Origin of the sequence: Nocardia sp. NPDC049737 (assembly GCF_040674755.1) — a bacterium.
GTDB lineage: Bacteria > Actinomycetota > Actinomycetes > Mycobacteriales > Mycobacteriaceae > Nocardia.
In genome coordinates, this window is record NZ_JBFANH010000024.1 from 78061 (window position 1) to 99730 (window position 21670).

At 62.3% G+C, this 21670-nt stretch carries 23 protein-coding genes and 1 pseudogene; 10 read left to right on the plus strand and 14 right to left on the minus strand.

Annotated elements, in window-relative coordinates:
* Nucleotides 1–17 precede the first annotated feature (17 nt).
* The 3 genes from AB0J47_RS28845 to AB0J47_RS28855 are packed head-to-tail and all read right to left on the minus strand — an operon-like array spanning nucleotide 18 to nucleotide 1801.
* Nucleotides 18–401 carry a DUF488 family protein gene (locus AB0J47_RS28845; protein WP_364352761.1) on the minus strand — a complete coding sequence of 128 codons (384 nt, stop codon included), beginning with the start codon at nucleotides 399–401 and terminating at the stop codon, nucleotides 18–20.
* Between the two features lie 15 nt (nucleotides 402–416).
* Nucleotides 417–1529 carry a transaldolase gene (gene tal / locus AB0J47_RS28850; protein ID WP_364352764.1) on the minus strand — a complete coding sequence of 371 codons (1113 nt, stop codon included), beginning with the start codon at nucleotides 1527–1529 and terminating at the stop codon, nucleotides 417–419.
* Nucleotides 1526–1801 carry a hypothetical protein gene (locus AB0J47_RS28855; protein WP_364352767.1) on the minus strand — a complete coding sequence of 92 codons (276 nt, stop codon included), beginning with the start codon at nucleotides 1799–1801 and terminating at the stop codon, nucleotides 1526–1528. Before AB0J47_RS28855 ends, tal begins: the two co-directional genes overlap by 4 nt.
* A gap of 367 nt (nucleotides 1802–2168) precedes the next feature.
* Here AB0J47_RS28855 and AB0J47_RS28860 point away from each other — a divergent pair, with 367 nt between their 5' ends.
* The 3 genes from AB0J47_RS28860 to AB0J47_RS28870 all read left to right on the plus strand — a co-directional run bounded on the left by AB0J47_RS28860 (nucleotide 2169) and on the right by AB0J47_RS28870 (nucleotide 3846).
* Complete coding sequence (locus AB0J47_RS28860; RefSeq protein WP_364352978.1) at nucleotides 2169–3254, plus strand: sulfite oxidase; 1086 nt, start codon at nucleotides 2169–2171, stop codon at nucleotides 3252–3254.
* A 163-nt stretch (nucleotides 3255–3417) separates the two neighbouring features.
* On the plus strand, nucleotides 3418–3549 hold the full coding sequence (locus AB0J47_RS28865) for a hypothetical protein (protein WP_364352770.1): 132 nt from the start codon (nucleotides 3418–3420) through the stop codon (nucleotides 3547–3549).
* Nucleotides 3550–3759: 210 nt separating this feature from the next.
* Nucleotides 3760–3846, plus strand: coding sequence for a hypothetical protein (locus tag AB0J47_RS28870; protein ID WP_364352981.1), 87 nt, complete (start codon nucleotides 3760–3762; stop codon nucleotides 3844–3846).
* Between the two features lie 3 nt (nucleotides 3847–3849).
* On the opposite strand, the gene AB0J47_RS28875 is transcribed toward AB0J47_RS28870, so the two are convergent.
* On the minus strand, nucleotides 3850–4365 hold the full coding sequence (locus AB0J47_RS28875) for an HAD domain-containing protein (protein WP_364352773.1): 516 nt from the start codon (nucleotides 4363–4365) through the stop codon (nucleotides 3850–3852).
* 5 nt (nucleotides 4366–4370) lie between these two features.
* A complete protein-coding gene (locus AB0J47_RS28880; RefSeq protein ID WP_364352776.1) occupies nucleotides 4371–5060 on the minus strand; it encodes a hypothetical protein in 690 nt (229 codons plus the stop codon).
* Between the two features lie 233 nt (nucleotides 5061–5293).
* Between AB0J47_RS28880 and AB0J47_RS28885 the strand changes: the two are divergent.
* A pseudogene (locus tag AB0J47_RS28885) lies at nucleotides 5294–5416 on the plus strand (hydroxyisourate hydrolase); the annotation flags it as partial.
* A gap of 193 nt (nucleotides 5417–5609) precedes the next feature.
* Complete coding sequence (locus tag AB0J47_RS28890) at nucleotides 5610–5888, plus strand: hypothetical protein (protein ID WP_364352779.1); 279 nt, start codon at nucleotides 5610–5612, stop codon at nucleotides 5886–5888.
* A gap of 121 nt (nucleotides 5889–6009) precedes the next feature.
* On the opposite strand, the gene AB0J47_RS28895 is transcribed toward AB0J47_RS28890, so the two are convergent.
* From AB0J47_RS28895 to AB0J47_RS28910, 4 genes are all read right to left on the minus strand, one after another.
* Nucleotides 6010–7032 carry an NADP-dependent oxidoreductase gene (locus AB0J47_RS28895; protein WP_364352782.1) on the minus strand — a complete coding sequence of 341 codons (1023 nt, stop codon included), beginning with the start codon at nucleotides 7030–7032 and terminating at the stop codon, nucleotides 6010–6012.
* A 202-nt stretch (nucleotides 7033–7234) separates the two neighbouring features.
* Nucleotides 7235–9013 (minus strand): group II intron reverse transcriptase/maturase, encoded by a 1779-nt coding sequence (gene ltrA, locus AB0J47_RS28900; RefSeq protein WP_364352785.1) that lies wholly within the window; start codon nucleotides 9011–9013, stop codon nucleotides 7235–7237.
* A gap of 1325 nt (nucleotides 9014–10338) precedes the next feature.
* Complete coding sequence (locus tag AB0J47_RS28905; protein ID WP_364352788.1) at nucleotides 10339–10656, minus strand: hypothetical protein; 318 nt, start codon at nucleotides 10654–10656, stop codon at nucleotides 10339–10341.
* 100 nt (nucleotides 10657–10756) lie between these two features.
* Nucleotides 10757–10942 carry a hypothetical protein gene (locus AB0J47_RS28910; RefSeq protein WP_364352791.1) on the minus strand — a complete coding sequence of 62 codons (186 nt, stop codon included), beginning with the start codon at nucleotides 10940–10942 and terminating at the stop codon, nucleotides 10757–10759.
* 205 nt (nucleotides 10943–11147) lie between these two features.
* On the opposite strand from AB0J47_RS28910, the gene AB0J47_RS28915 reads away from it, so the two are divergent.
* The gene (locus AB0J47_RS28915) at nucleotides 11148–11615 is read left to right on the plus strand and encodes an NUDIX domain-containing protein (protein ID WP_364352794.1); all 468 of its coding nucleotides are present in this window, start codon (nucleotides 11148–11150) and stop codon (nucleotides 11613–11615) included.
* 299 nt (nucleotides 11616–11914) lie between these two features.
* Nucleotides 11915–12541 (plus strand): carbohydrate kinase family protein, encoded by a 627-nt coding sequence (locus AB0J47_RS28920; RefSeq protein ID WP_364352797.1) that lies wholly within the window; start codon nucleotides 11915–11917, stop codon nucleotides 12539–12541.
* Here the strand turns inward: AB0J47_RS28920 and AB0J47_RS28925 are convergent.
* From AB0J47_RS28925 to AB0J47_RS28935, 3 genes are read right to left on the minus strand one after another with little or no spacing between them, the layout of a single operon-like run.
* Nucleotides 12538–13191, minus strand: coding sequence for a hypothetical protein (locus tag AB0J47_RS28925; protein WP_364352800.1), 654 nt, complete (start codon nucleotides 13189–13191; stop codon nucleotides 12538–12540). The two genes, AB0J47_RS28920 and AB0J47_RS28925, sit on opposite strands and share 4 nt — an antisense overlap.
* A 5-nt stretch (nucleotides 13192–13196) precedes the next feature.
* Nucleotides 13197–14342 carry a radical SAM protein gene (locus tag AB0J47_RS28930; RefSeq protein ID WP_364352803.1) on the minus strand — a complete coding sequence of 382 codons (1146 nt, stop codon included), beginning with the start codon at nucleotides 14340–14342 and terminating at the stop codon, nucleotides 13197–13199.
* Nucleotides 14339–15022: a hypothetical protein gene (locus tag AB0J47_RS28935; RefSeq protein WP_364352806.1), complete on the minus strand. Its 684-nt coding sequence runs from the start codon at nucleotides 15020–15022 to the stop codon at nucleotides 14339–14341. Before AB0J47_RS28935 ends, AB0J47_RS28930 begins: the two co-directional genes overlap by 4 nt.
* Before the next feature lie 196 nt (nucleotides 15023–15218).
* On the opposite strand from AB0J47_RS28935, the gene AB0J47_RS28940 reads away from it, so the two are divergent.
* A complete protein-coding gene (locus AB0J47_RS28940; RefSeq protein ID WP_364352809.1) occupies nucleotides 15219–16661 on the plus strand; it encodes an XRE family transcriptional regulator in 1443 nt (480 codons plus the stop codon).
* Here AB0J47_RS28940 and AB0J47_RS28945 read toward each other — a convergent pair.
* Entirely contained in the window at nucleotides 16658–17476 is an 819-nt protein-coding gene (locus AB0J47_RS28945) for an alpha/beta fold hydrolase (protein WP_364352812.1), read from the minus strand. The genes AB0J47_RS28940 and AB0J47_RS28945 overlap by 4 nt on opposite strands.
* A gap of 359 nt (nucleotides 17477–17835) precedes the next feature.
* Between AB0J47_RS28945 and AB0J47_RS28950 the strand changes: the two genes are divergently transcribed.
* Nucleotides 17836–18714 carry a hypothetical protein gene (locus AB0J47_RS28950; RefSeq protein WP_364352815.1) on the plus strand — a complete coding sequence of 293 codons (879 nt, stop codon included), beginning with the start codon at nucleotides 17836–17838 and terminating at the stop codon, nucleotides 18712–18714.
* A gap of 59 nt (nucleotides 18715–18773) precedes the next feature.
* Nucleotides 18774–19913 (plus strand): hypothetical protein, encoded by a 1140-nt coding sequence (locus AB0J47_RS28955; RefSeq protein ID WP_364352818.1) that lies wholly within the window; start codon nucleotides 18774–18776, stop codon nucleotides 19911–19913.
* Between the two features lie 497 nt (nucleotides 19914–20410).
* On the opposite strand, the gene AB0J47_RS28960 is transcribed toward AB0J47_RS28955, so the two are convergent.
* Nucleotides 20411–20857 (minus strand): hypothetical protein, encoded by a 447-nt coding sequence (locus AB0J47_RS28960; RefSeq protein ID WP_364352821.1) that lies wholly within the window; start codon nucleotides 20855–20857, stop codon nucleotides 20411–20413.
* Nucleotides 20858–21670 lie beyond the last annotated feature (813 nt).

Below are 21670 nucleotides of genomic sequence, written 5' to 3' on the forward strand. Positions count from 1 at the left end.
AGTCGCGTCGTAGCCTGTCACTTTCTGGGGGATCTGCCCGGTCGTGCGACGATATCGGCAAGTACGGCTGCTTCGCTGATGTCGGTGTTCTTGGTGCCGGTGAGCAAGGTGAGTTTGTTCTGGCCTGCCAGTTCGCGCAGGTGGGCGAGCGCTTCGACGCGCTCGGGTTCGGTCAGTTCGTCGCGGTAGCGGCGGGCGAATTCGTCGAAGAGTTTCGGGTCGTGGCCGTACCATCTGCGCAGTTCGGTGGATGGAGCGATCTGTTTGCACCATTCGTCGAGGTGGGCCCTGGTTTTGCTGACGCCGCGGGGCCAGAGCCGGTCTACCAGGACACGGGTGCCGTCATGCGGGGTCGGGTCGTCATAGATTCTGCGGATTTGCACATCGTGTCGAGTCGACATCATCGATCCCCGGTTCTATTGCTGCTCGAGTTGGCGGGTTTTGGTGTGTAGTGCGGTCAGCACATCGGCGAAGGAGGCGTGGAAACTGGCGACTCCTTTGGTTTCGAGGGCGCGACCGACATCGTCCATGTCGACTCCGAGGGCGGCAAGCTCACGCATGACCCCGGCGGCTGCCTGAGGTGCGCCTTCGGTGTCAACGCTGCGGGTGAGCGTGCCGTGGTCCTGGAAGGCCGCGATCGTGGTTTCGGTCAGTGTGTTGATGGTGTCGGGGGCGATGAGACGGTCGACGTATTTCGTGTCGGGGTAGGCGGGATTCTTGGTGGACGTCGAGGCCCACAGCGGCTTCTGCGGATGCGCGCCGTGAGCGGCAAGGTAGTCCCATCGTGGGCCGCTGAAGCTGTCGCGGAAGATCTGGTAGGCGAGTTGGGCTTGCGCGATCGCCGCTCGCCCCCGCAGCGCGAGCGCGTCGGTGGTGCCGACGTGTTCGAGACGGTGGTCGACTTCGGTGTCGACGCGGCTGACGAAGAACGACGCGACGCTGTGGACGGTGGCAGGGTCACCGCCGTGTGCGGTGAACGTCTCCAGACCTTGCAGGAAGGCCTCGATCACCTGCTGGTAGCGGGCCAGGGAAAAGATCAGGGTGATGTTGATACCGACGCCTTCGGCGATCATCGCCGTTATCGCCGGTATTCCTGCGGCCGTGGCCGGGATTTTCACGAACACGTTCGGGCGGGCGACCCGCTGGTGCAGCATGCGCGCCGCAGCGATTGTTGCGTCGGTGTCATCAGCCAGTTCCGGTGCGACCTCGACAGAGACGTATCCGTCGGTACCGCTGGAGTCGTCGTAGGTCGGTCGCAGGACGGTCGCCGCATCGAGGACGTCATCGACGACCAACTCCCAATAGGCGTCTTCGACGGTGGAGCCCGCGGCGATGAAGGCGGCGAACTGGTCGTCGTATGCGTCGGAGGCTTCGATGGCGCGAGCGAAGATCGTCGGGTTGGCCGTCACGCCACGGATCCCATCGGCCACCATTGCCGCGAGAACACCGTCACGCAGGTAGGGACGGGTGAGGTTGTCCAGCCACGGGCTTTGACCGTGTTCGGTGTAGAGCCGAACCAATCTGTTCATCGCTGCTGCTCCTGCCCGGAAGACACGTGGAGTCCGCAAGGGGACCGAGCGGGGGGATCGCCCTTCTGCAACCCGGGACGACCGAGTTCCGCACGCAGCAAAAACGCCATCAACCCGCTGCCGAAGAAAAACGAAAACGACGTGAACAGAGACATGATCCCCAACTGCTTGGGATCGGTCGTCGTGACGAACTCGACGATGTAGGAGCTCTCGAGGCCGACCCTGCGCGGATACGGCCTCACGACCAGACCATTAGCCTCGACGGGCGTCATAAGCCCTCCAGCGGTTGTTCATCTCACCGATTGCGCCTGCGGAGTCTCAGCGGGGACAGCACCGCGGCCGGGCCGCGCGGACGCTGCCGAGCACCGGTCACCGGTCACCGCGGCCGGGCCCTTGCCACATATCGAACGGTACGCGCCCGACCGACCAAACTTTTACGATTTGCGCTGGGCGAGCACATCATGGGTTCAGGCGGTATCGGCAGGCCCAGGATGGCAGCGGGCGCTCGATGTGAGGAAGGCGCCGACACCCTGGGTGGGATCCTGGCGATTCTGCGGGCTGCCGACCCCAGCAGATCCCCTTCAACCGGCGATAGGATTGAAGTCGCAGTCCGCGACTACTCGTTGGCGGGGCGGTGAGATGTGGGGTAAGCGCAAGGACATGATTGTGCGGGGACGGCTGCCGTTCAACGCCGAGCCGCCGCCATCGGTGCTGGCGAGCAGCGAAATCACCGCGGTGGACGCGTTCTATGCGCGCAATCACGGTCCATTCCCCGACATCCCCACCGAGCAGTGGCGGTTGGGCGTCGATGGCCGGGTGGACAATCCGCTCACCGTGACCTACGACCAACTGACGACCGGTTTTGAGCAACACAGCGTGGTAGCGACGCTGGCGTGTGCCGGCAACCGGCGCGCTGAACTGCTGGCGGTGCGCCCGATCCCCGGCAAGGAGCCATGGGAGCACGGCGCGATCTCGACCGCCGAGTGGGTCGGGCCCAGGCTGGCCGATGTGCTGCAGGCGGCCGGGGTGGACCACGATGACCGTCTGCACGTCGCATTCGCTGCGCCCGACGTGGCCCAAGAGGCCCGGCCGGTCCAGTCCTACGGCAGCTCCATCCCGCTGTCCAAGGCGCTCCGCGAGGAGGTGTTGTTGGCCTGGCAGATGAATTCTCAGCCACTTCCGCGCGCTCACGGTGGCCCGGTGCGTGTGGTGGTGCCTGGCTACATCGGGGCTCGCAGCGTCAAATGGGTCACCGCCCTCACCGTGCAATCCATGCCATCACAGAACTATTTTCAGGCCTTCGACTACCGTATTCTTCCGCCCGAGGCCGACCCAGAGGCGGTCGCACCGGGCGAGGGCATCTCGCTATCGTCGCTGGCGCTCAACTGCGACATCCTCGTGCCCACCGAGGGCGATCAGATTCCGCGTGGCTCCCGTACCGTTCGTGGATGGGCAATCGCCGGCGACGGCCACGGCATCGAACGGGTCGACGTCTCCGTCGACGACGGCCGCAGCTGGCGGCAGGCCGACCTGCACCCCGCACCCAGCCGGTGGGCGTGGCGGCCGTGGTCACTGACCGTCGACATGCGACCCGGGCCACTCAACATCACCGCTCGCGCCTGGGACGATGCCGGAGCCACACAACCCGAATGCCCAGCATCCATATGGAATCCCCGCGGATACGGCAACAACGCCTGGGCCCACATCAAACTGACGATCCTGTAAGTGAGCGTCTGACAACTGTGTTAGATGCGGGCGAAGCGGCGTGACATGACGGCGATCATGGCGATGCAGATCATGGCTTTCTGGTGGCCGGGGCGGGATTCGTAGTCGCGCTTGCGAACGATGCGGCTCCACCCACAAGGTCGAGGTCCACCACTCGAGAGCATTGAAGGACCTCAACCCGAAAAGCCGGAAATCACAACCGGATTGGGTCAAGCAGATGGCGGCTCGTCGCGGCAAGACCCTCCTCGTCTGCCGCGCCTGCCACGCCGCATGCCCAACTGGCAGGCCACGATGAGCACTGGAGAGCAAGCCGCCACGGAAATCGGGCACGGCTGGTTAGGAGGGGGCCGTCGGAAAAGGGCCAGAACCACTGGCACCCCCGCCGCGCGGCCGACCCATCGGCCTGGATCAGCAAACACCGCCGCTGCGTCCCTAGCGATTGCGATTCGGCACCGGCGACTATTTCGCCGCGCAGCGGGTCGCGACCTTCTAGCCGGAGGTCACCATCGCCTTCACCGTCGCTGACGAACGGCAGTGTCACGGACCGCTGCCGCTGTCACCGTTCTCGTATTCGCCGTACGGGGGGAGCTGAGCGTCACGGCTGCTGATTCCAGACCGTTCGCAGCCAGTCCCCGATCGCGACGAGATCTGCGTCATCGAGACCGCGGACGGCATCGACGAGGTGGAGCAGAGCATGCCCGGGATGGTTCGCGCTCACCCAGTGCCGGTCGGCATCGGTGATCTCGTCATCGATCCAGGCGAATGGGCGTCCGGCCGCCCAGTCCACCAGATTTCGTGTCTTCCAGTGCAAGCCGATCCGCCGGTCTTCTCGATATTGACGTTCGTCGGTGGACCGCGACCACGCGACCCGCGGCAGCGGCGGTAGTCCGATCCGCGTCGCGATCTCCGTATTCGCCTCCTCTTCCCACGCAGTCGCCCAGACGAGCACACACGGCAGCGCCGAAAGCGCAAGCCCGGCCGCGCGTTTCAGCCCCGCGAAGTGCCACTCCGGATCCGGAATCGGGGGTCGCGGGCGTGGATCCCCGCCGATCGGCAGCAGCGGTCCGTCGATATCCAGGAAAAGTAGGGGGAGGGCCGTGCGGTCGCTCACCCGCATCACCTGCCGTCGAGCGAGCCGATCAGTATCCAACCGGCGACGCCGATGCACAAGGCGCCTAACGCGATCTCTATGCCGAGACCGACCCCGGGCCGCAGGCCGTAGGCCAAGGCATCCGTCGTCATGCCTACCGGCACGAAGCCGATGAACATCCAGGCGAACGTACGGAAGGCGAGCATGAACAACCCGTCCCACCAGCCGAACAACAGTCCCCACAGCAGAACACCGAGGCCGAAAAAGGCCAGGAACAGCCAGTAGCCGAGCGTCTTACCGGACTTCGGCAGGAACCACTCGCTCCCGTCCGTCACCTCCACGCCGACGACCTCCCCGCGCCAGAGTCGCAGTGTGGCCGGTTGTCCCTCCCGTGCCTTACCGTAGAAGCTCGACGACACCTCGCAGGTCTGCCGGGACCCGTCGGTCCGCTGCCAGGTGACCTCGTAGTGGGTGGTCGTGGTCGTGCTCATGTGGCCGTTGGAGTCGGTCTCCGTCGTCGTCGTGGTGTAGGTGCGCCGCTCCGCAATGGAACCCCGCTCGCTGGCCAAACAGTCGCCCGCACTCGCCCCGCACCCCACGGCCGCCCGGAACTCCCGGGTCTGCCGGTATGGGCCAGCGGCGGAGGCGAGCGCTATGACAAGCACACCCAGACCGAGCGCGACGACGATCCACTGCGGAAGAGAACGCCCACACAAGGATCCTCCGTACGGCAGTCGACGGAGCCTCACAACCCACCCCCACACGATCCCGCGCAACGTCGCGACCATGTCCGCCCCTGCTCGGTTCGGCCACTGTTCATCGGCGCACCTCCAGTGAAAGTCATTGGCATCGACCTCCTTACAGGAAACAACCACCACGCATGCCGAAAGGTTGGGCCGCCCGTTGCGAGCCATCCGCCCCGCGCAGCCCAGCCGTCGAGCGGGTCGCGACCTTCTACCCTGAGGTCACCATTGCCTTCACCGTCGCCGACGAACGGCACTGTCACGTGCCGTTGCTGTTGTCGCCAGCGGAGCCCCTGTCCAAGCCCAATTCACGCCCACGAATACGGTGACGCGCAAGCCCATGCCCATTCCCATGCCGACACCCACGGTGACACTTCCAGGGACCGTCGTCACGATCGCCGCACCGCCCTGGCCGCCCACGAAGTCTCACGGCCAACCGGAAAAGCGGTCGACGTGGCAGAAATATTCATGCGGCGACGTTCACGTTCCGTCACCACAGTCACCGATGCCCGCAGGGAACACATGGATACAGCTGTCCTGGTTGCGCGCGGCGGTGACCCGTCGCGGGGGCCGTGGCCGACGTCGACGGTGGAGCGGTTCGAGCCGATCGCGGCGAAGCGTGCCGAGGAGTGGCCGGTGTGGGGGCATCGCAAGATCGCGGCGTTGATGCGCGCCGACGGCTATGAAGTTGTCCACGTCGATAGTGGAGAGGGCGCTGCGGCGTCGCGGGCTGCTGCCGCCGCGGAGATATCGCGCCGACCGCAAGTCGTGGGCCATGTTGCGGCGCAAGGTGTTCCATGACCCGCCCACGGACCGGAACCGGGTGTGGCAGACCGACTTTGCCATGGGCGGATGTTCGGCCGTCAGGCACGCCCAGCTCGTCCGTCGCGATCGCTGATGGCCGACTGTCGCGATGGTGGCATCACGGTTGCACGATCTGGACCAACTGCTTGCCGAGGTTGCCGCCCTCGAAGACCGCGCGCAACGCGCTCGGTGCGGATTCCAGTCCGCTGCTTACGGTTTCGGCGATCATAATGTTTCCCTGGTCGTGCCAGTCGCGCAAGGCTGTGAAGGCTTCCGGGAATCGGTCCACATAGTCGAGGAAGATGAAGCCTTCCATGCGTGCTCGATCGAGGGCCAGGCGCATGTAGTTCCGTGGGCCGTGTGAAGGGTCGGAGCCTTGATAGCCGGACGAGATGGCTCCGGCCAGCGCGACACGAGCGTGGCGTGCGAGGTGCGCCAGACCACATTCGAGGATGTGACCACCGACACCGTCGAAGAAGACGTCGATGCCGTTCGGGGCCAAGCGGGTCAAACAGGCGTCGACGTCGTCGTTCTTGTAATCGATGGCGGCGTGCAAGCCCGCACAATCGGTGATCCACGAGCATTTGCGCGGGCCGCCCGCGATCCCGATAACCGTGCACCCTAACGCTTTCGCGATCTGGCCCGCGATGGATCCGGTCACGCCGGCTGCGGCCGATACCAGCACCGTCTGACCCGGCTCAGGGCGACCGACGTCCGTCAGGCCGAAGTACGCGGTCAGGCCAGGTGCTCCGAACAGGCTCAGCATGAGCGTGGGCGGCACACCGTCGGGAATCACGTTCAGCCCGAACAATCCGCTTTCGGACGCCCTAGCGTAGTCCTGCCACCCCACCATTCCCGCAACCCAGCTTCCGACCGGATAGCGCGGATCATTCGAGCGGACCACCTCGCCGACACCGCTACCACGCATCACCGCGCCGACCGGTACGGCGTCGATGTAATTGTCGGCCTCGTTGAGCCAGCCACGCTGGGTGGGATCAATACCCAGGGAGTGCACCCTGACCAGGGCTTCCCCCGGCCCCGGAACCGGCACAGGCCCCGTTCGCAGCTCGAAATCCTCGTCACGCAAAGCGCCCTCCGGCCGCCGCCGTACGACCCACTGCCGATTCACCACATCCGCCACCGGGCGATGCTAGTTCACCGTCCACATCGCCTTCGAACCATTTATCGTCCCGGTCAACTCATACGAAACTCGGCACTACCGGACATCCTGCGGCGCAGTCGATCTCACCGTGACGACCGCTCAACCAAGCCGGGTAGGCCGGGCGCATTGCTGCGCCCGGCCCCCCTCAGAACCGGACGTGCACGATTTCCATGCATCCGGCTCAAGCAAGCCCATGGCGGGCTGATGGTGTGCCGTGCTGCCGGGGGTGGCAGCGTGTGTGGATAAGACGGAGTTCGGATTGTTCCGGTGCCCGGTCCCGTAAGGTGATGGCATTCTTGGTGATTGCCTTGCGGGTGGCCGCCAGCCACCGTTCCCATTCAGCGGGGGTTTGTGGCGGGTGGTCGGCGTGTAGGAGTAGTTCGCCGCATCGTGCGCAGCGTCCGTGCTGGGCTTGCAGCAGCCGCAGCCTGGTGCTGTCGATGGGAAGGCGTATTCCTTTGCGCCGCCGGGTTTTCCAGTAGTCGGTGAGGGCAGGATCATCGAGTGATGCTGTGCCCGCGACCATCTGGTGGCGGACAATCCTGGTCCAGGCGAACTTGAGCAGGTAGGCGCCGCTGTCGCGGTCGCCAAACACCCACCGGTCACGCCGGGACTTGTTGAACGCACCGAAGTAGCGGCGGACGATCCACCGTGTCGGCTTGTTCGGATGGGTGTGTCTGGCCCACTTGTAGGTGAGCTTCCACAGGTAGTAATCCAGGTCGTTGAATTCCTCGCTGGATACCACGTTCCGGTAGTAGGCGGCCCACCCCCGGATGATGGGATTGAGCCGTGAAATCACTGCGGCCGCATTGGTTCCCCGCAGGGACCGTATCTCGGTGCGCAGCCGTTCCCGGATCCGTCTCAATGCCGCCCTGCTCGGTTTGATCAGCAGTATGTCGCGGTAGCGGCGGACGTTGAACCCGAGGAAGTCGAAGCCCTCGTCGAGGCAGGTGATGCGTGTCTTGTCCTCATTGAAAGCCAGTCCCCTCGGCGCCAGCCATGCGGCGAGCTGGGCTTTGATCTGCTCGGCCTGCTGCCTGGAGTGACAGAGGGCGACCAGATCGTCGGCATATCTGATCAGCACCGGGGAGTTGCGGTGCGCCGCAGCAGCTTTAGGGCTGATCCGGTCGTATCGGACTGCGGCGGCATGTTCCATCCCGTGCAGGGCCACGTTCAGTAGCAATGGGCTGATCACTCCACCTTGCGGTGTTCCCGCCTCGGTCGCAGTGAACTGCCCTTTCTCGACCACACCCGCTGCCAGCCATCGCCGAATGCGTTGGCGGGCAGGCAGTCCGCCGAGCTGATCGAGCAGGCGGTCGTGGTCGATGCGATCGAACGCCGCGGTCAGGTCGGCGTCGAGCACCCACTGACGGGCCGGATTCGCGCCCTTGGCCACCTGGAAGATGGCCTCGATCGCATCGTGGCAGCCGCGACCCGGCCGAAATCCATAGGACCTCGGCTCGAATCGCGCCTCCCACTCCGGTTCCAGCGCGTTGACCACCCGCGCTTGCAGCACCCGGTCCACGATCACCGGAATACCCAGTGGCCGCCGCTTCCCGTTGGCCTTGGGGATATACACCCGCTTGACCGGCCGGGCCGTCCACGGTTTCGCCTGGCGGTGGACCCACCGCGTCAGTTCCACCTTCTCCGGGCCGGTCGAGATGACCTGCCCGTCGATGCCCGGGGTCTTGCGGCCAGCATTAACCTCCGTCACCCGCCGCACGCTGACCAGCGTGTTGGCGCGGGAACGGAGCATCAGCTTCTGCAGGTTGCGGACCCGCTTGTGGTCGCCCGCCTGCGTCGCCGTGAAGATCCGTTGCCGCAGACTCCGTACGTTGTCCTCGACGGCCCGCCAATCCAGCGCGGCCCAGTCGAATTCGTCGCCCTCGGGTCCGTTCACCATCACAGCTCGCGCCGCTCCGGCGTCCAACTTGTCCGTCGGTTCCAGTGTCGTTGTCAACCAATACCTCACAGGCTCACCTGGCCCGCGTCAGCACCCTTTCAGGGCCGGGCACTCGAGGTCCGGTATCCGGTCGGTTATCCACGATCATCTGGCGGAGGGGCCAGTCATTGCGGTCGTGGTTTCCCGTTGCCTTTCGGCCACCGGCATTCGCTTCTCGGGCCATCCCAATCCCGCTCGGGGAGTTCAGCTTTCCTCACAGTCGGCCTACCGGACAACAGATTCGATGCCCGGACCCCGTCGGGGTTACCACGTTTCACACGCGCGAGATTTGACCGGGGAGGGTGCCTTCTATATCCCGGGGACGGCGGTGCTCTCCCGGCCGGATGCCGTGCCCGACCGGCGCCTGCCACTTCCCAGCAGCCAGCCCCTACTCCCCGCCAACACACATCCCATCGACAGGGCCCTCTTTACGAGACATCAACGAAGGTTCACGCGATTCACCCGTCCGGCCTGCCCCTGGCCCGTGGCCCTCGGATGGAACGAGAACCCTTCGGCGTTTCCCTGAGCTTCGCACCCCGCCGTTACCAGCAGCGCACGTCAGAGCGGGGCCGGGCATCGAGCACGAGCCCGAAACTCACACAGCCGAAACCGAATTCGGCCCTCCTATCTGCGAGTTCACTCGCATCGAGCGACATCGTGTCGCAACGGCAATACAGGACGTTCCCTTCGAGGACAGGAGACCGCCGTCTACGGCGAGCGCGGCGACGGCACTCTGGTATTGCTCCCGGGGGCAAGACAAACGCGAACAAAGGCAGAAAGCGGAGATGAGGAGGGGCACTACAGGAACGATCGGGCACCAGCCCGGGCGGCAGCGACACCCCCGTGTACGGCGCGACGGCGGATGTCTATATATGAGTGATATATAGACAATCCTGGGTAAGACTCAGCCGGATATGTGCCATCTGACCAGTGGGTTCGCAGGTTCGGGGTGGGGCGATTTGAGCACCGCACCGAAACCGCCACGGAATACCGCCATGGAACACCCCCTGGAATGGACGCATCAAGATCACCGCACAAAAATCTGTTCTGCCACCGGAGCGAAGCGGTTATCCAGAACGTTTGAAGGTGATCTCTCCACCCGGTCTGGTGGGATAATTGCCGATATGCGGCGGTGTTGCCGTTTTCCAGTATACAAATATGTTCGTTCGACACCGCTGGTATCAGAGCTTCATTCCGAGCCATGTTACTAAACTCGAAACGCCATTTTTCTGGCGTCGCCGAGTTGCTGCGATTAACGCACGCTCGGAGAGCGTGTTCGAGCCGAACTGGATCGTGCCTAATACGGCTGCCGCAGTGAAACTCGCGATCGACGTCATGAAGGCTCAAGAACGGCCGTGAAGCCATGGCGGTCGCCGTATTGGCGTCTGCCGCAGCGGCGGCACAATGTCCTGCAGTCGTGGCAGTATCTCCGTGTCATCTTCATTGACCCAGAACTCTTGGGCTGCGTTTGTCTTCATCGGTTGCGTGTCATTTTCCTCATGGCAGTAATGGTCCTCGTCGTCGCGGTGACAGCTGATGAACTCACCACCCCGCCCGTCCGGCGGATGGACTGACTTCCAGCGCTTGCCGATTCGGAAACACGCTACTGCTGTGAAGAACAGCGAACTTGGCCAGAGGATCACCACCAGCGATGAAGTCAACCGCGTAACCTCAATCGCAGGTGCGTGGTTTCGGTACAAATGCTCGTGACGTGACGTCTGCTACCGTGAGTACGGGGAATCCCTTCGGTCACAGCGAATTTCACTCCCACAACCGCGAGCACGGCAATGTTGGAAGGTCTTCGGTCACGTTGTCATCGACCGTGACAACGACCTCCGGCGATCCGTGGGCCAGCTCATCGGCGACATTCTGGGCCTGTTCGGCCGACCCCTGGTAGTCCAACCTCAGCGCACCGGATTCGATCCGGATGTGTCGCGGCCTACGCATGTCCACCACTCCCGTTCCGTTTACGGCCGAAATTGCCTGGTAACGAGGGTGAATCCGCATCCGGGACCAATCCATATCGTGACCCGTTGGTCGGTATACGTTCGGTGTATATCGCACCGATGACGGGAGATCTAGGCTCGGTGCGTTCAGGGGCTCAATGCATCAAACAACCAGTTCAACCACTACGAGAGGAGACAACCAACCGATGACTGACACAACGACCGCACTCGCCCGAGAAGCAAAGCCGCAGCGGCACAAGGTGACTGGTGACGTTCACCTGCTGCTGCGCCGAGGGACTGAAGTGCTGTTCGGCCGGCGCCAGAACACCGGCTTCGAGGATGGAGCCTGGCACCTGCCGAGCGGTCATCTCGAAGCCGACGAATCGGTGGTCGACGCCCTGATCCGCGAAGCCAGGGAAGAAATCGGCGTGAGCATCGCGCCGGAGGATGTGCACTTCAGCCACATCATGCACAACTCGTCCTCAGGCGGGCGGATAGCGTTCTTCTTCACCGTGGACACATGGCAGGGGGAGCCAACCAACCTGGAACCTGAAAAGTGCAGTGCGCTCGAATGGTTCGCGGCAGATGCACTGCCCGATCACATGATCCCCTACTGCCGCACAGCAATAGAGCGCATCGCGGCTGGCGATTCCTTCTCGGTCTACGGCTGGTAGTTCACTGTGCCTCCGTCTGGCCCGGTGATATGCGTCAGCTACCTGGCGCAGGCGGAATTATGGACGGTGCCCGTATTTCCCCTCGCCAACCACGGAGCGGAAATCCGCACCATCGAATGGTCGGTAGCGGCTGACGGGCCAATGACAGCGGCGGTGCTCGCATCTCTGGGAGCACCGACCCTGCTGATTGCCAACGACATTGGCGACGATGAGCACGGCCGAGGGGTTGCCCGCTGGCTGGAACAACGCGAGGTCCAGCCTTCGCGATCGGGCCGGATGTCGTCACACCACGAATCGTCGTGAGAGGCGACGACCAGCACACCCGCACATGGTTCGCCCATTTGCCGGGCGTTGCCGCCAGTTTGGAGCGTGCCGACCTGTCGCCGCTGGCGGATGCGGCATTCGTTTACCTGGATTGCTACGAGCTGATCGAATCAGCCGCACTTCGCGTGATCGAGGTCGCCCGTGCCGCCGAGGTGCCCTTGTTGCTAAATCTCGGTGGCTCCGTGCTTTCGCCTGAGGTGGCAGCTGCTGTACGCGGGTACTCCGGCCTGCTGGTGCAAACGAATGTCGATGACACTGCCCACGCCGATGCGCCAGCTCTGGCCCGATCCATCTTGGACCAGACTCGTGCAGCCTGGGTGATCGTGACCGCTGGTGCCCATGGTGCCGTCGGGCTCAGTCGGTCGGAACTGGTCTCGGTGCCAGCGTTTCCGGTGGAGGTTCGACATACGCACTGCGCGGGTGCTGCCTTCACGGGTGGCCTGCTTTATGGCCTCTGGGCTGGCTGGTCCATGGGGCAAAGTATGTTGCTCGGATCGGCCAGTGGGGCACTCCGGTGTTCACGACACCAGGGTGCCCCACTGCCGACCTTGGCCGAACTGCGGGCATTAGTCGCCAGTCGCCAACAGTTCGCCGCCAGCTAGAACAACCCCCACTCATCCATCCAGCCAGTTACTTCCGCGAATCGCGTACGGCTCATCTGTTTCTTCTTGGCCTCCGCTTCGGACTCATCCTTGGCCCCGAGCTGCCACCACGCCTCGTTCGTCTGCCGATCCATAACCAAGAACCGGTCCTTGACGGCTGGCCCGCGTATCACGAGCGACACCGTGAACTGCTCCGCGACTACTGCATGCACCATCGAGTGGTGCAGCGCGTAGCTGGTGCCCACCGGCTCCTCTCGAACGTGCAGCACTGGCAGCTTGTTCGGCTCCACCTGTTCGTCCAGCTCGGCGTTGCCGAACAAGTAGTGCCGGTAGTGCCCGCGCAGAATCTTGCTGGCGTAGGACCAGCGGTGATTGTGCGGGCGGTCGAAGTAGCCCGGCAGGAATACATGCAGCCGTACCCGTACTCCCGGATCGTCCCCGCTGGCCAGCACGATTTTGTCCAGGATGTCGTAGTGCTCGCACAGGTCGAGCAGCTCGGGCCGGTTGGGTAGTTCCTCCAGCCGTGCACGCACAATTCGCGGTTCGGCCGCAAGTTCGTTCAATGCCTCACGACAGTTCAGCTCGACATCGTCGATGTCGCCCCAGTCGATCCAGCGCAGATTTTCGGCGATCCGATCCATATCGTCCATTGGGTTCACTCCTCGGGCTTGGCGCTGGATTTCCACAGGCGGCAGACGGGCACAATGTCCTCGTAGGCCGTGCACGAGGACTGGCCCATCACCACCTCTTCGGCCGGACACCCGCCCATGCAGGCACCGGCTTTGCATCCGCCGCATGAGCTTTCGGCGAGGACACTGGTGAACAGCTCGAACTCGTTGGCACTGTGGTTGAGCTGCACTTGCCCGTCGACCATCTGGGCGAAGTGCAGCTCGGTGTCGAACAGGTAGGAGCAGACGTAGCAGCGGCCGTCCGGGAAGATCGAAATCCGGTCCAGTGTTCGGCCGATGCACCCCTGATAGCCCTCGGCGGCGTAGCGCTCCATCTGATCGCGCCGGGCATACGTCGGCTGGTACCACACCCTTGTCTTGTACTGGGGCGCAACATCATTGAGCGTGTCGCAGAAACTCACCCATTCCGGCGGTGTCATGGCCATCTCCGCATTGCCGTGCCCGGTGCCGATGGTCGAGAAGACGTGAAACTTCACCAGGCTCACCCCCAGGACATCCGCAATGTCGAGGAGTTGGAACACATCTCGTTCGTTGGCCTTGTTGACCGTGCAGATGATGCGAGTGTCGAACCCGCGTTCGGCCAGCTCCCGCGTGGTTTCCATGGCTTCATCGAACGTGCCCGCACCACGCACGGCATCGTGGGTCTCGCGGCTGCCGCCGTCGAGACTCACCTGTACGTAGGCGAAGTCCTCCGGCCCGAGCTGCCGGAAGCGCCGAAGTGCCGGTTTCTGAGCGTTCGTCGTGGTGATGACGTGCTCGTAGCCGAGCTGTTTGCTCAGTCGGATCACCTCGCAGTAGTGGGGGTGGAGCGTGGGCTCGCCACCGAGGATGGTCAATTTGCTCCCGCCCAGCCGACGCCACGTGGTGAGCGTGTCCACGATCTTGGGCAGCGGCATCTTCAACGCCCGGTCTAGCCGTTCGCCCATGTAGCAGTGCTCGCAGCGAAGTTGGCACGCCTCGGTGATGTAGAGGTATACGTTGCGGAAGCGGCCGTAGGCCACGCGGTCGATCCGGTCCGGCTGAGGAACGGTGGCACCGCGCGGCATGCGGGCGTGGCCGTACCCATCACTGCTCGGTTTGAGGCTGGGCATGGGCAATGGAACAGTATTCATCGTGTGGAACTCCGTGAAATAAGGAGCGGGGCAAGCAGGTTCGCCGCCCCGTCGATGGTGTTGGTGGTGTCGAGCTGAGTGAGGGCAAGACCGGAGTCGGTGAAGCCTGCTCGTATACCGGCAGCCGTCTGGTGGTAGCGCTGCAACCTGGCCTTGAACAGCCGGGGCGAGTCGCCGCGCCGTGGATGCAACAAGCCACCGCAGTGGGCGCACTGCCAGGGGTCATCCCGGCTGGGTATGGCTGAAAGTCGGGGATCGCGGATGGGATCACGCTCGCACTGGTGGCACACCTTTCGGTTCTTCGCCCGCTGCTTGAGCGTCCTTGCGTCGGTTACGATTTCGATCGCCTCGATATGACCGGGTGGCGTCAACGCCCAAAGGGTGGTGAGCAGTTGGTCGACCTGGCTCGCAGAACCGGGGAAGTTGTCCAGCAGCACGGTATGCGCGTCTGGATCGGCGTGCGCGGCATCGAAGTACGAGCGCAGCGCTTCCCCGACAGTGAACTCGTCGATCCAGCCCAGTCGTTCGCTGCTGGTCGCGGTGGCGGCCAGTACGTCTGTGGGGACGTGCTCGCGCAGTCGGAAGATACGCCGCCCTGGTGCCGATCCGAGGCGCAGTGTGAGAGCGGTTTTGCCTGCGGCCGGTGGACCGAAGATGGGTACAACAAGGGACAGGGCCACGGCCTACTCCTTTCGTTTGAGGGCCTGAATGTGTCTGGTCCCCAAGCGTCGGATTTCGGCCAAAAAACCACCACGACCACGGCGAATACGCGATATACATGGAACGCATACCGATCACGGAAGCCAGTGGTAGCTTTCTCTGACCAGGGCAAACGGGGGATAAGGCAACCGTCGTGGACGATCCGGAGCGGTTCACATGACCGAAACGCCGCACTACCAGCGCTATTGCGCGCGCTGTGGCAACCGCTTGAGCCGCTACAACGCCGAATCTGTTTGTGGTGCTTGCGAAGTCATGGCACGGGGACAGCGGCACCGCCCGCCGACGCTTCCGCCGGACTTTTGGCAGACCGACCAAATGCGCGATGCTCTCGCCACCTGGCACATGGGCCGGGTCTTCTTCGCGTACCGCAACCACCCGTATCACGGACAACAGCTGCCGCAGGAACTGATGGGCAGTTGGCTCGGTATGACACAGGTGCAGATCAGTCGAATCGAAAAGGGTTCAGCGCCAGAGCAACTGTCCAAATTGACGCGGTGGGCACAGATTCTCCGAATTCCGCCCGAGTTGCTGTGGTTCAAGCTGCCCGACGACCTGCGCTCGGCAGCTGTAGCCGTCGAACCTACAAGCACGACAGGTAATAACGCGCTGGCGCTTGCCCATTGGTTAGCTGGCGATGGCACCGGCATCCCGCCGATTAGCCACAGTGACGATCTGGAGCGAGTGAGCCGGGCATTGGAGGACGCCCACCGCTACTTCGATGGCTCAGTCCTGGAGTTCTTCCGTGCTCAGCTTGCGCGTTGCAAAGCCGATGACGGTTCCCTCGGTCCAGCCGAAGCGTTGCCAGTAACGCTCGCCGTGCTCGGCGCAATCCAACGGCACAGCAAGGATGTTCAGTCAGACGTGCGTCGGCAACTGCTGGCGGTTGGATCAGATGGCGCGGAATTCGCAGGGTGGCTGTACCGCGACCTCCATGACCCGGTAACGGCGACCTTCCTGTACGACCGCGCGATGGAGTGGGCGCAGGCCGCGGGCAGCCTGCCCATGCAGGGATACGTCCTGCTCAAGAAATCCCAGATGGCCTATGACTCGCGCGACCCGGGGACGCTGCTCGGATTGGCGCAAGCCGCCAAAGAGGGGCCGTGGCAGCTTCCGATCCGGGTGCAGGCGGAAGTTGTGCAGCAGGAAGCATTGGGACTCGCCATGATTGGCGAGCCAGCAGCCGCCGTCGAACAAAGCCTTGGCCAGGCTCAACACCTCCTCACCGAGGCCAGCGGTGCCGACGATCAAGAGTTGGTGAGCTACTTCAACGAGAGCACGCTTCTGGTTCGCTCAGCCTGCTGCTACACCGAGGCCGGCAAGCCGCAGCGGGCCACTGAACTGTTCGGTCAGGTGCTCGCCGACGGGGGACTGTCCCGGCGCGATGCTGGCTTCTTCAGCGCTCGACAGGCAAAAGCACTCGCACTCAGCGGCGAACCAGACGAGGCCGCCACGGTGGCAACCAAATCGGTCGCGGTGGCGCGCGAGACCCATTCGGAGCGCACGATGAATGTCGTTGTGGACGTAGTGCGGACGCTCGCCCCTTGGAACCACCGGCCGAATGTGCGGCAGCTCCGTGAAGCCTTGATGCCGTCGCGCTAAGCCGTGAGCCAGTCCGCCACGATGCGGATCACTTCGGCCTGGAACTCCTGGCTTTTCGGGTTGAGGTACTGCGGATCGTCATGGACGGCGAACCCGTGCTGTGATCCCTCGATTTCGACCAGCTCAACGGGTGCGGTGAATTGGGTAACGGCAGCACGGGAACCGTCGATTGGGACCAAGGTGTCTGCGTTGCCATGGACGATCAGAGCCGATGCTTTGATCTCGCCGAGGACTTCGTTCGGCTTCAGCCAGAACACCTCGTTGAGCAGCGGCCGACCATGCCGGAGTGTCGGCGTGAACTGAATCGCTCCGGTTTCGTTGAGTTCTTCGGCCTTCTCGTCGCTGATGACATCGTTCGTCCAGTAGTCGCGAGTGTCGATGGTGCGCTTCTTATAGTCGAACTGAGGATTCAGCAACACCAACCGAGACAGATCATCTGGGCGTTTGGCAGCGTAATAGCCACAAATGCCGCCCCCGAAGCTGGCACCGAGCAGCGCCAGGTCACTGGCACCCGTGGCATCCTGCACAGCGGCGAGGCTGACGCGGATGTCGTTGAGGATGGCGGAGAGGGTCAGTTCCTCTTGGCGGCCCTCGCTGTCGCCGTGGCCGCGAAGGTCAAACCGCAGCGACGCGATACCAGCATCGGCAAGGCCAGTCGCGAGACGGGTGAAGAAGCCGCCCTCCTCGCGGGTGACGCCACCACCATGCACCAGCACGACGGCGTGCGTGGTGGGTTGACCGGGAGTGACGAGGGTGGCTGCCAGGTGCAGGCCGTCGAGGGTACGTATGCGGGTGATGGTGCTCGTCGGAACCACGGAGCCAGTCAACCAGATTCAGGTCGACGCTTCGAGCGGTCGTCCCACGTCGTGGTCGGTGGCTTGTTCGACAGGTTGCCGAGAACACAAAACCGCTACGACCTTGGCGTAAAGCGGAGTATGTATAAGACGCATATGTGCGGGGACGCAACGACGGGCCGAGGTAGGTGCTGCACGAGTGCGTCGCTCAGACGGGGAAGGTCGGCATGGCGAGGAAGATCCCAATGATATGGCCCGGAATCGGACGCGCGGTCGCTCACGCTGACCTGGCTCTACATCTCTTCCGTGCGGCATCGCTTCATGGAAGGCGTGCACTCACATCCTCGTCGGACGACGAATTAGAGCTCTTGGATTGTGCAATGTCTATCGGAACGTCGGTTGAGCTACTTGCGAAATGCGCGTTAGCGACCATTTCCCCGACTCTGATAGCCGAACGAGATGTAAAGAGCGCCTTGCTGTTTTCCGGGTTCTCGGGCGTTGCGGTTCATAGGGGAAAGTCTCGCTCTGTCGCAGACTGCATGAATTTACTAAAAGAGGCGTACACGCTAAATTACGACCAGCAGCGACACGCACTGGTATTTGATGTGCGGAACGCTGCTGCACATATGGGGTTGGTCGACAGATCTGAGCTTGAAGAAGCATTGAACAAGATGGTCGAACTCAGTGAAGAACTATTGGCCGTAGTTGGCAGTGAGAATGCCGAACTGCATCGCGTTGCCTACTGGGGAATGTCCCTTATCGCGCAGGTGGATGAGCGCTTAAGGCGGCAAAAGCGTGAACGTCGGATTAGATTTGAGCAACTTAAAGGGCTGGCTTTCCGCGAGCTTGAGCGCTTGCGTAAGCGGTTGGATGACGATGCGCTGTTTGAGCTCGCAGAAAAGGAGCCTGACAGTTACTTCGATGACTCAGAAAACTCTGATGAAAGATTTCGCCGTAGGCTTTGTCCTGTGTGTGGCTTCGATGGATGGCTAGAATACGTCATCAGAAGAAGCGGAATCATCACAGACGGTGACTACGATGGAAATTTAGGAAAATATATTGATCTTACCGCAACACCCAAAGAATTCTTTTGCCGAGTCTGTTCGCTAAGACTGGATGAAGAGCTTCTTTTTGAGGCTGACATGGGTAACGAGTACCATCTGGAGCCTGTCCAGCCCACACAGGAAGAGTTAGACGCCGAGGAAGAATACGCTATCGAGTCCTATCTTGATGAGCGGCGGCGAATTGCGCGAGGATAGACGTCTAAAGTGAAATTTAAACTTTGATACAATAAGATAAATGGACAAGGTATCAGACAATGCAGCCAAGCGGCTTCTTCAAAACTGAGCGCGACTCCACTTGGGCTATGAATGGCGACCCGTGGGCGTTTAGGGAAGTGCTCGACAACGACTTGCTTGCCGCTATTGCCAAGGGCGCAATCGAGAAGGCCAGCGATCTTGACGTTGCACAGGCGCTTACTCAGTTGGTTCACGATGAACTTCGTAGCTTTGGCACCGATTCTACTCACAAGCTCAGCAATGATGAGATTCCGGTCGCGCTACGAGCTTTGCGAGCTGTGCTACGACGGCTCGGACTTGAATTTAAACTGCCCTTCCGGGATTTTACCGGGTTTCATGACTACTGGAGCCGTGAGGGAATGAGCGGTGGGGGTGGGTGGGCTGCTCGGCGTGGTTATCTGAGCGAACTCTTTGAGCCGATCTGGAATGGTTTATCTGATCTCGAAGAACTGAACGACGCTAGCACTTCCGCTCGTGGCGTCGATGGGCAGCTAAAGAACATTATCTTTGCGTCGTCTGGCCCTAAACCTGAAATTGTGCTGCGCGATGCTGTAAACAATGTCATTGAGATCGTGAAATTTGGCGAACACTGCTTGATATATGATAAGCCCTTGGCTGGGACCGGACTGAGTTGGGGGGCCCTCGTAACGTGGTGGAGTGGTCATGACAGCTCGGGCTCGGAGTCGGAGATTGAAAGCGCGCGCAGTCTCTATCGGCGGCTTGACTCCTCGCTTGGAAACAACTCGGTCGAACGAATCGTATTTCGTATATACTGCGAGAACTATCGAGGTGAGTCGGGTTGGAAAGCTCCTGCATTGTTGCCGCAGGTCTATCTTCATTTCGACCCGCTAACTGGTGCCGAACGCCGAACGCTGGGGAAGCCGAATCGTCTGAGGAGAGAGCGAATGGATTTCCTCCTCTTATTGCCTGATCATGTTCGAGTCGTCATCGAGGTAGATGGTAAGCAGCATTACGCTAATGGCGACAAGGCATCGCCTCAGGAATACGCCAAGATGGTTACCGAGGATCGTGCGCTACGGCTTCGCGGATACGAGGTGTTCCGATTCGGTGGATACGAGTTGATGCAACCAGAGGCTCCGGAGATGTTGCGTAGCTTCTTCGCTGACTTGTTCTCGGTACACGGTGTCCTTGAACGATGAATCACTGCGAAAGCTGTTGGCGCGTCCGGCGAGTTGCGCGCGGCTATCGTCGCCGACGGACGCCCGGTCCCGGAGATCGGGCCTGACCTGCTCTATCTGATCCAGCCCCACGGTTTCGCTTGAAATTGTGGCGAGACCGATCAGGGCGTCTGTGTCGGTGTATTCGGTGCTGGCCGTTGACGGCCTATTAGGAACGCGCCCGGCGGAAGACGCAAGATAACCGATACCAGGAGCACCTGGATGCGGAGGGGCTACCCAGGGGAGCGTGGACGCGGCGCAGTTGGCTGCCAGCATGCTGTCGCCGGAGGCAAGGTTTCTCTCGATCAGGAACAGGCCGGCTCACGGATCTCGGTATCGAGCACCGTGACCTCGATGTCGGAGCCCGGGAGGTCAACACGGAGTTGATGAGTTTGCGGGAGCGCCGCAGAAACCTTCCCAAACGGAGCCTGGACGTGCGGGGTTCACTAGGTCGATGAACCGGAGGATCTGCTGGCGCTTCACGTCTGCCAGATCGTGATGTTGAATTCGGCTGGATCCGAATACTGTCCGGCAGCAATCGTTTTCGTGAAAGTAATCGCTGCGACGATTCCTTTGTTCACGTAGCAGATCACGTCGCCAGCGGCGGGTGCGTCGATCACCCTGACGTAGCGGGTGTTTTTCTTGCAGCCTTCAAGGCTGGCTGACTCACCGTCCAGTTTTGCAAACGTCGCCTTGTTGTCGGTCACTTTCAGCGTGTAGCCCTGCCAGCCGATTCCGACAGTTGTATCGCTGGTTGGAAACGGGCATTCCGCCATCCTTCCGACAGGAAGATCGAAGTCTTGCGCGAGGACAATCGGGCAGTTCTCGACGAGAGCGGTCCCTGCCGCCTGTCCGGCCGTAGCTGTGGTCGTCTGGTGCGTGCCGGTAGCGCTGGTACGTGGTGATGCTTCGGCGGCAACGGTCACAACTGATGTGACTGTTTGGGCCGTTGCCTCCGAACTCGTTGGCGCTGTTTGCCGTCCGACGAGCACCCCCAACCCGGTCAGGGCGACAATGAGCCCCGAGATCGCGGTGATCCAAGTTGGCCCAAGATCACCGATCCTGGATCGATGTCGGGGTGCTGGTTCGGCTGGTGATGTTCCGTGTGTCGGTGAAGAAGGTCGTTGCTCAGAATGGTTCGCACGGGCTCCCCCCGTGGGCGGACGCTGCTCGCTCACCGGGCAGAGTCTAGGCGGATGAAATCGGCCGTGCCACAGGGGTGCCACGCCGTTACTAGCCGACGCTGTCGTCTCGGTGTCGAACGTAGGTGGATCGTTCGACTCGATGAGGACGCTCTCATCGGCCGCACGGTCATACGACGCAGTCGTGGTGGAAGGTGGGCCTGCGGAGCGTGGTCGATCCATCTCGAACAGGTCGCGGACCTGGGGGAAGCAGACGAACGTCCGCTCATACAGCATTCTGAGCGAACGCCCCGCGTTGAAGCTTGGATGTGCGCGGTGGTATCCAAGGCGGCAGCGAGGGACACCACCGCCCACAGATCGGTGAAATCAGCCGGTCAAGCTGTGGTTCGAACCTGCCGCTTGCCTCCTGGCATGATCCGAATCGCTGGCCCTTCGACCGACAGCGGGTTCGGGTTGTGGAGTGTTAGGCCCACTCAAATAGCAGGTCAGGACCGGTATTGTGCCGGTCCTGACCTGTTTCTATTTGGCCCAGCCCCGCGGAAACCCCACGGTTTGCATTCTGGTTTGTATCGGATTCTTCGGATGGGCCGGCGGGTG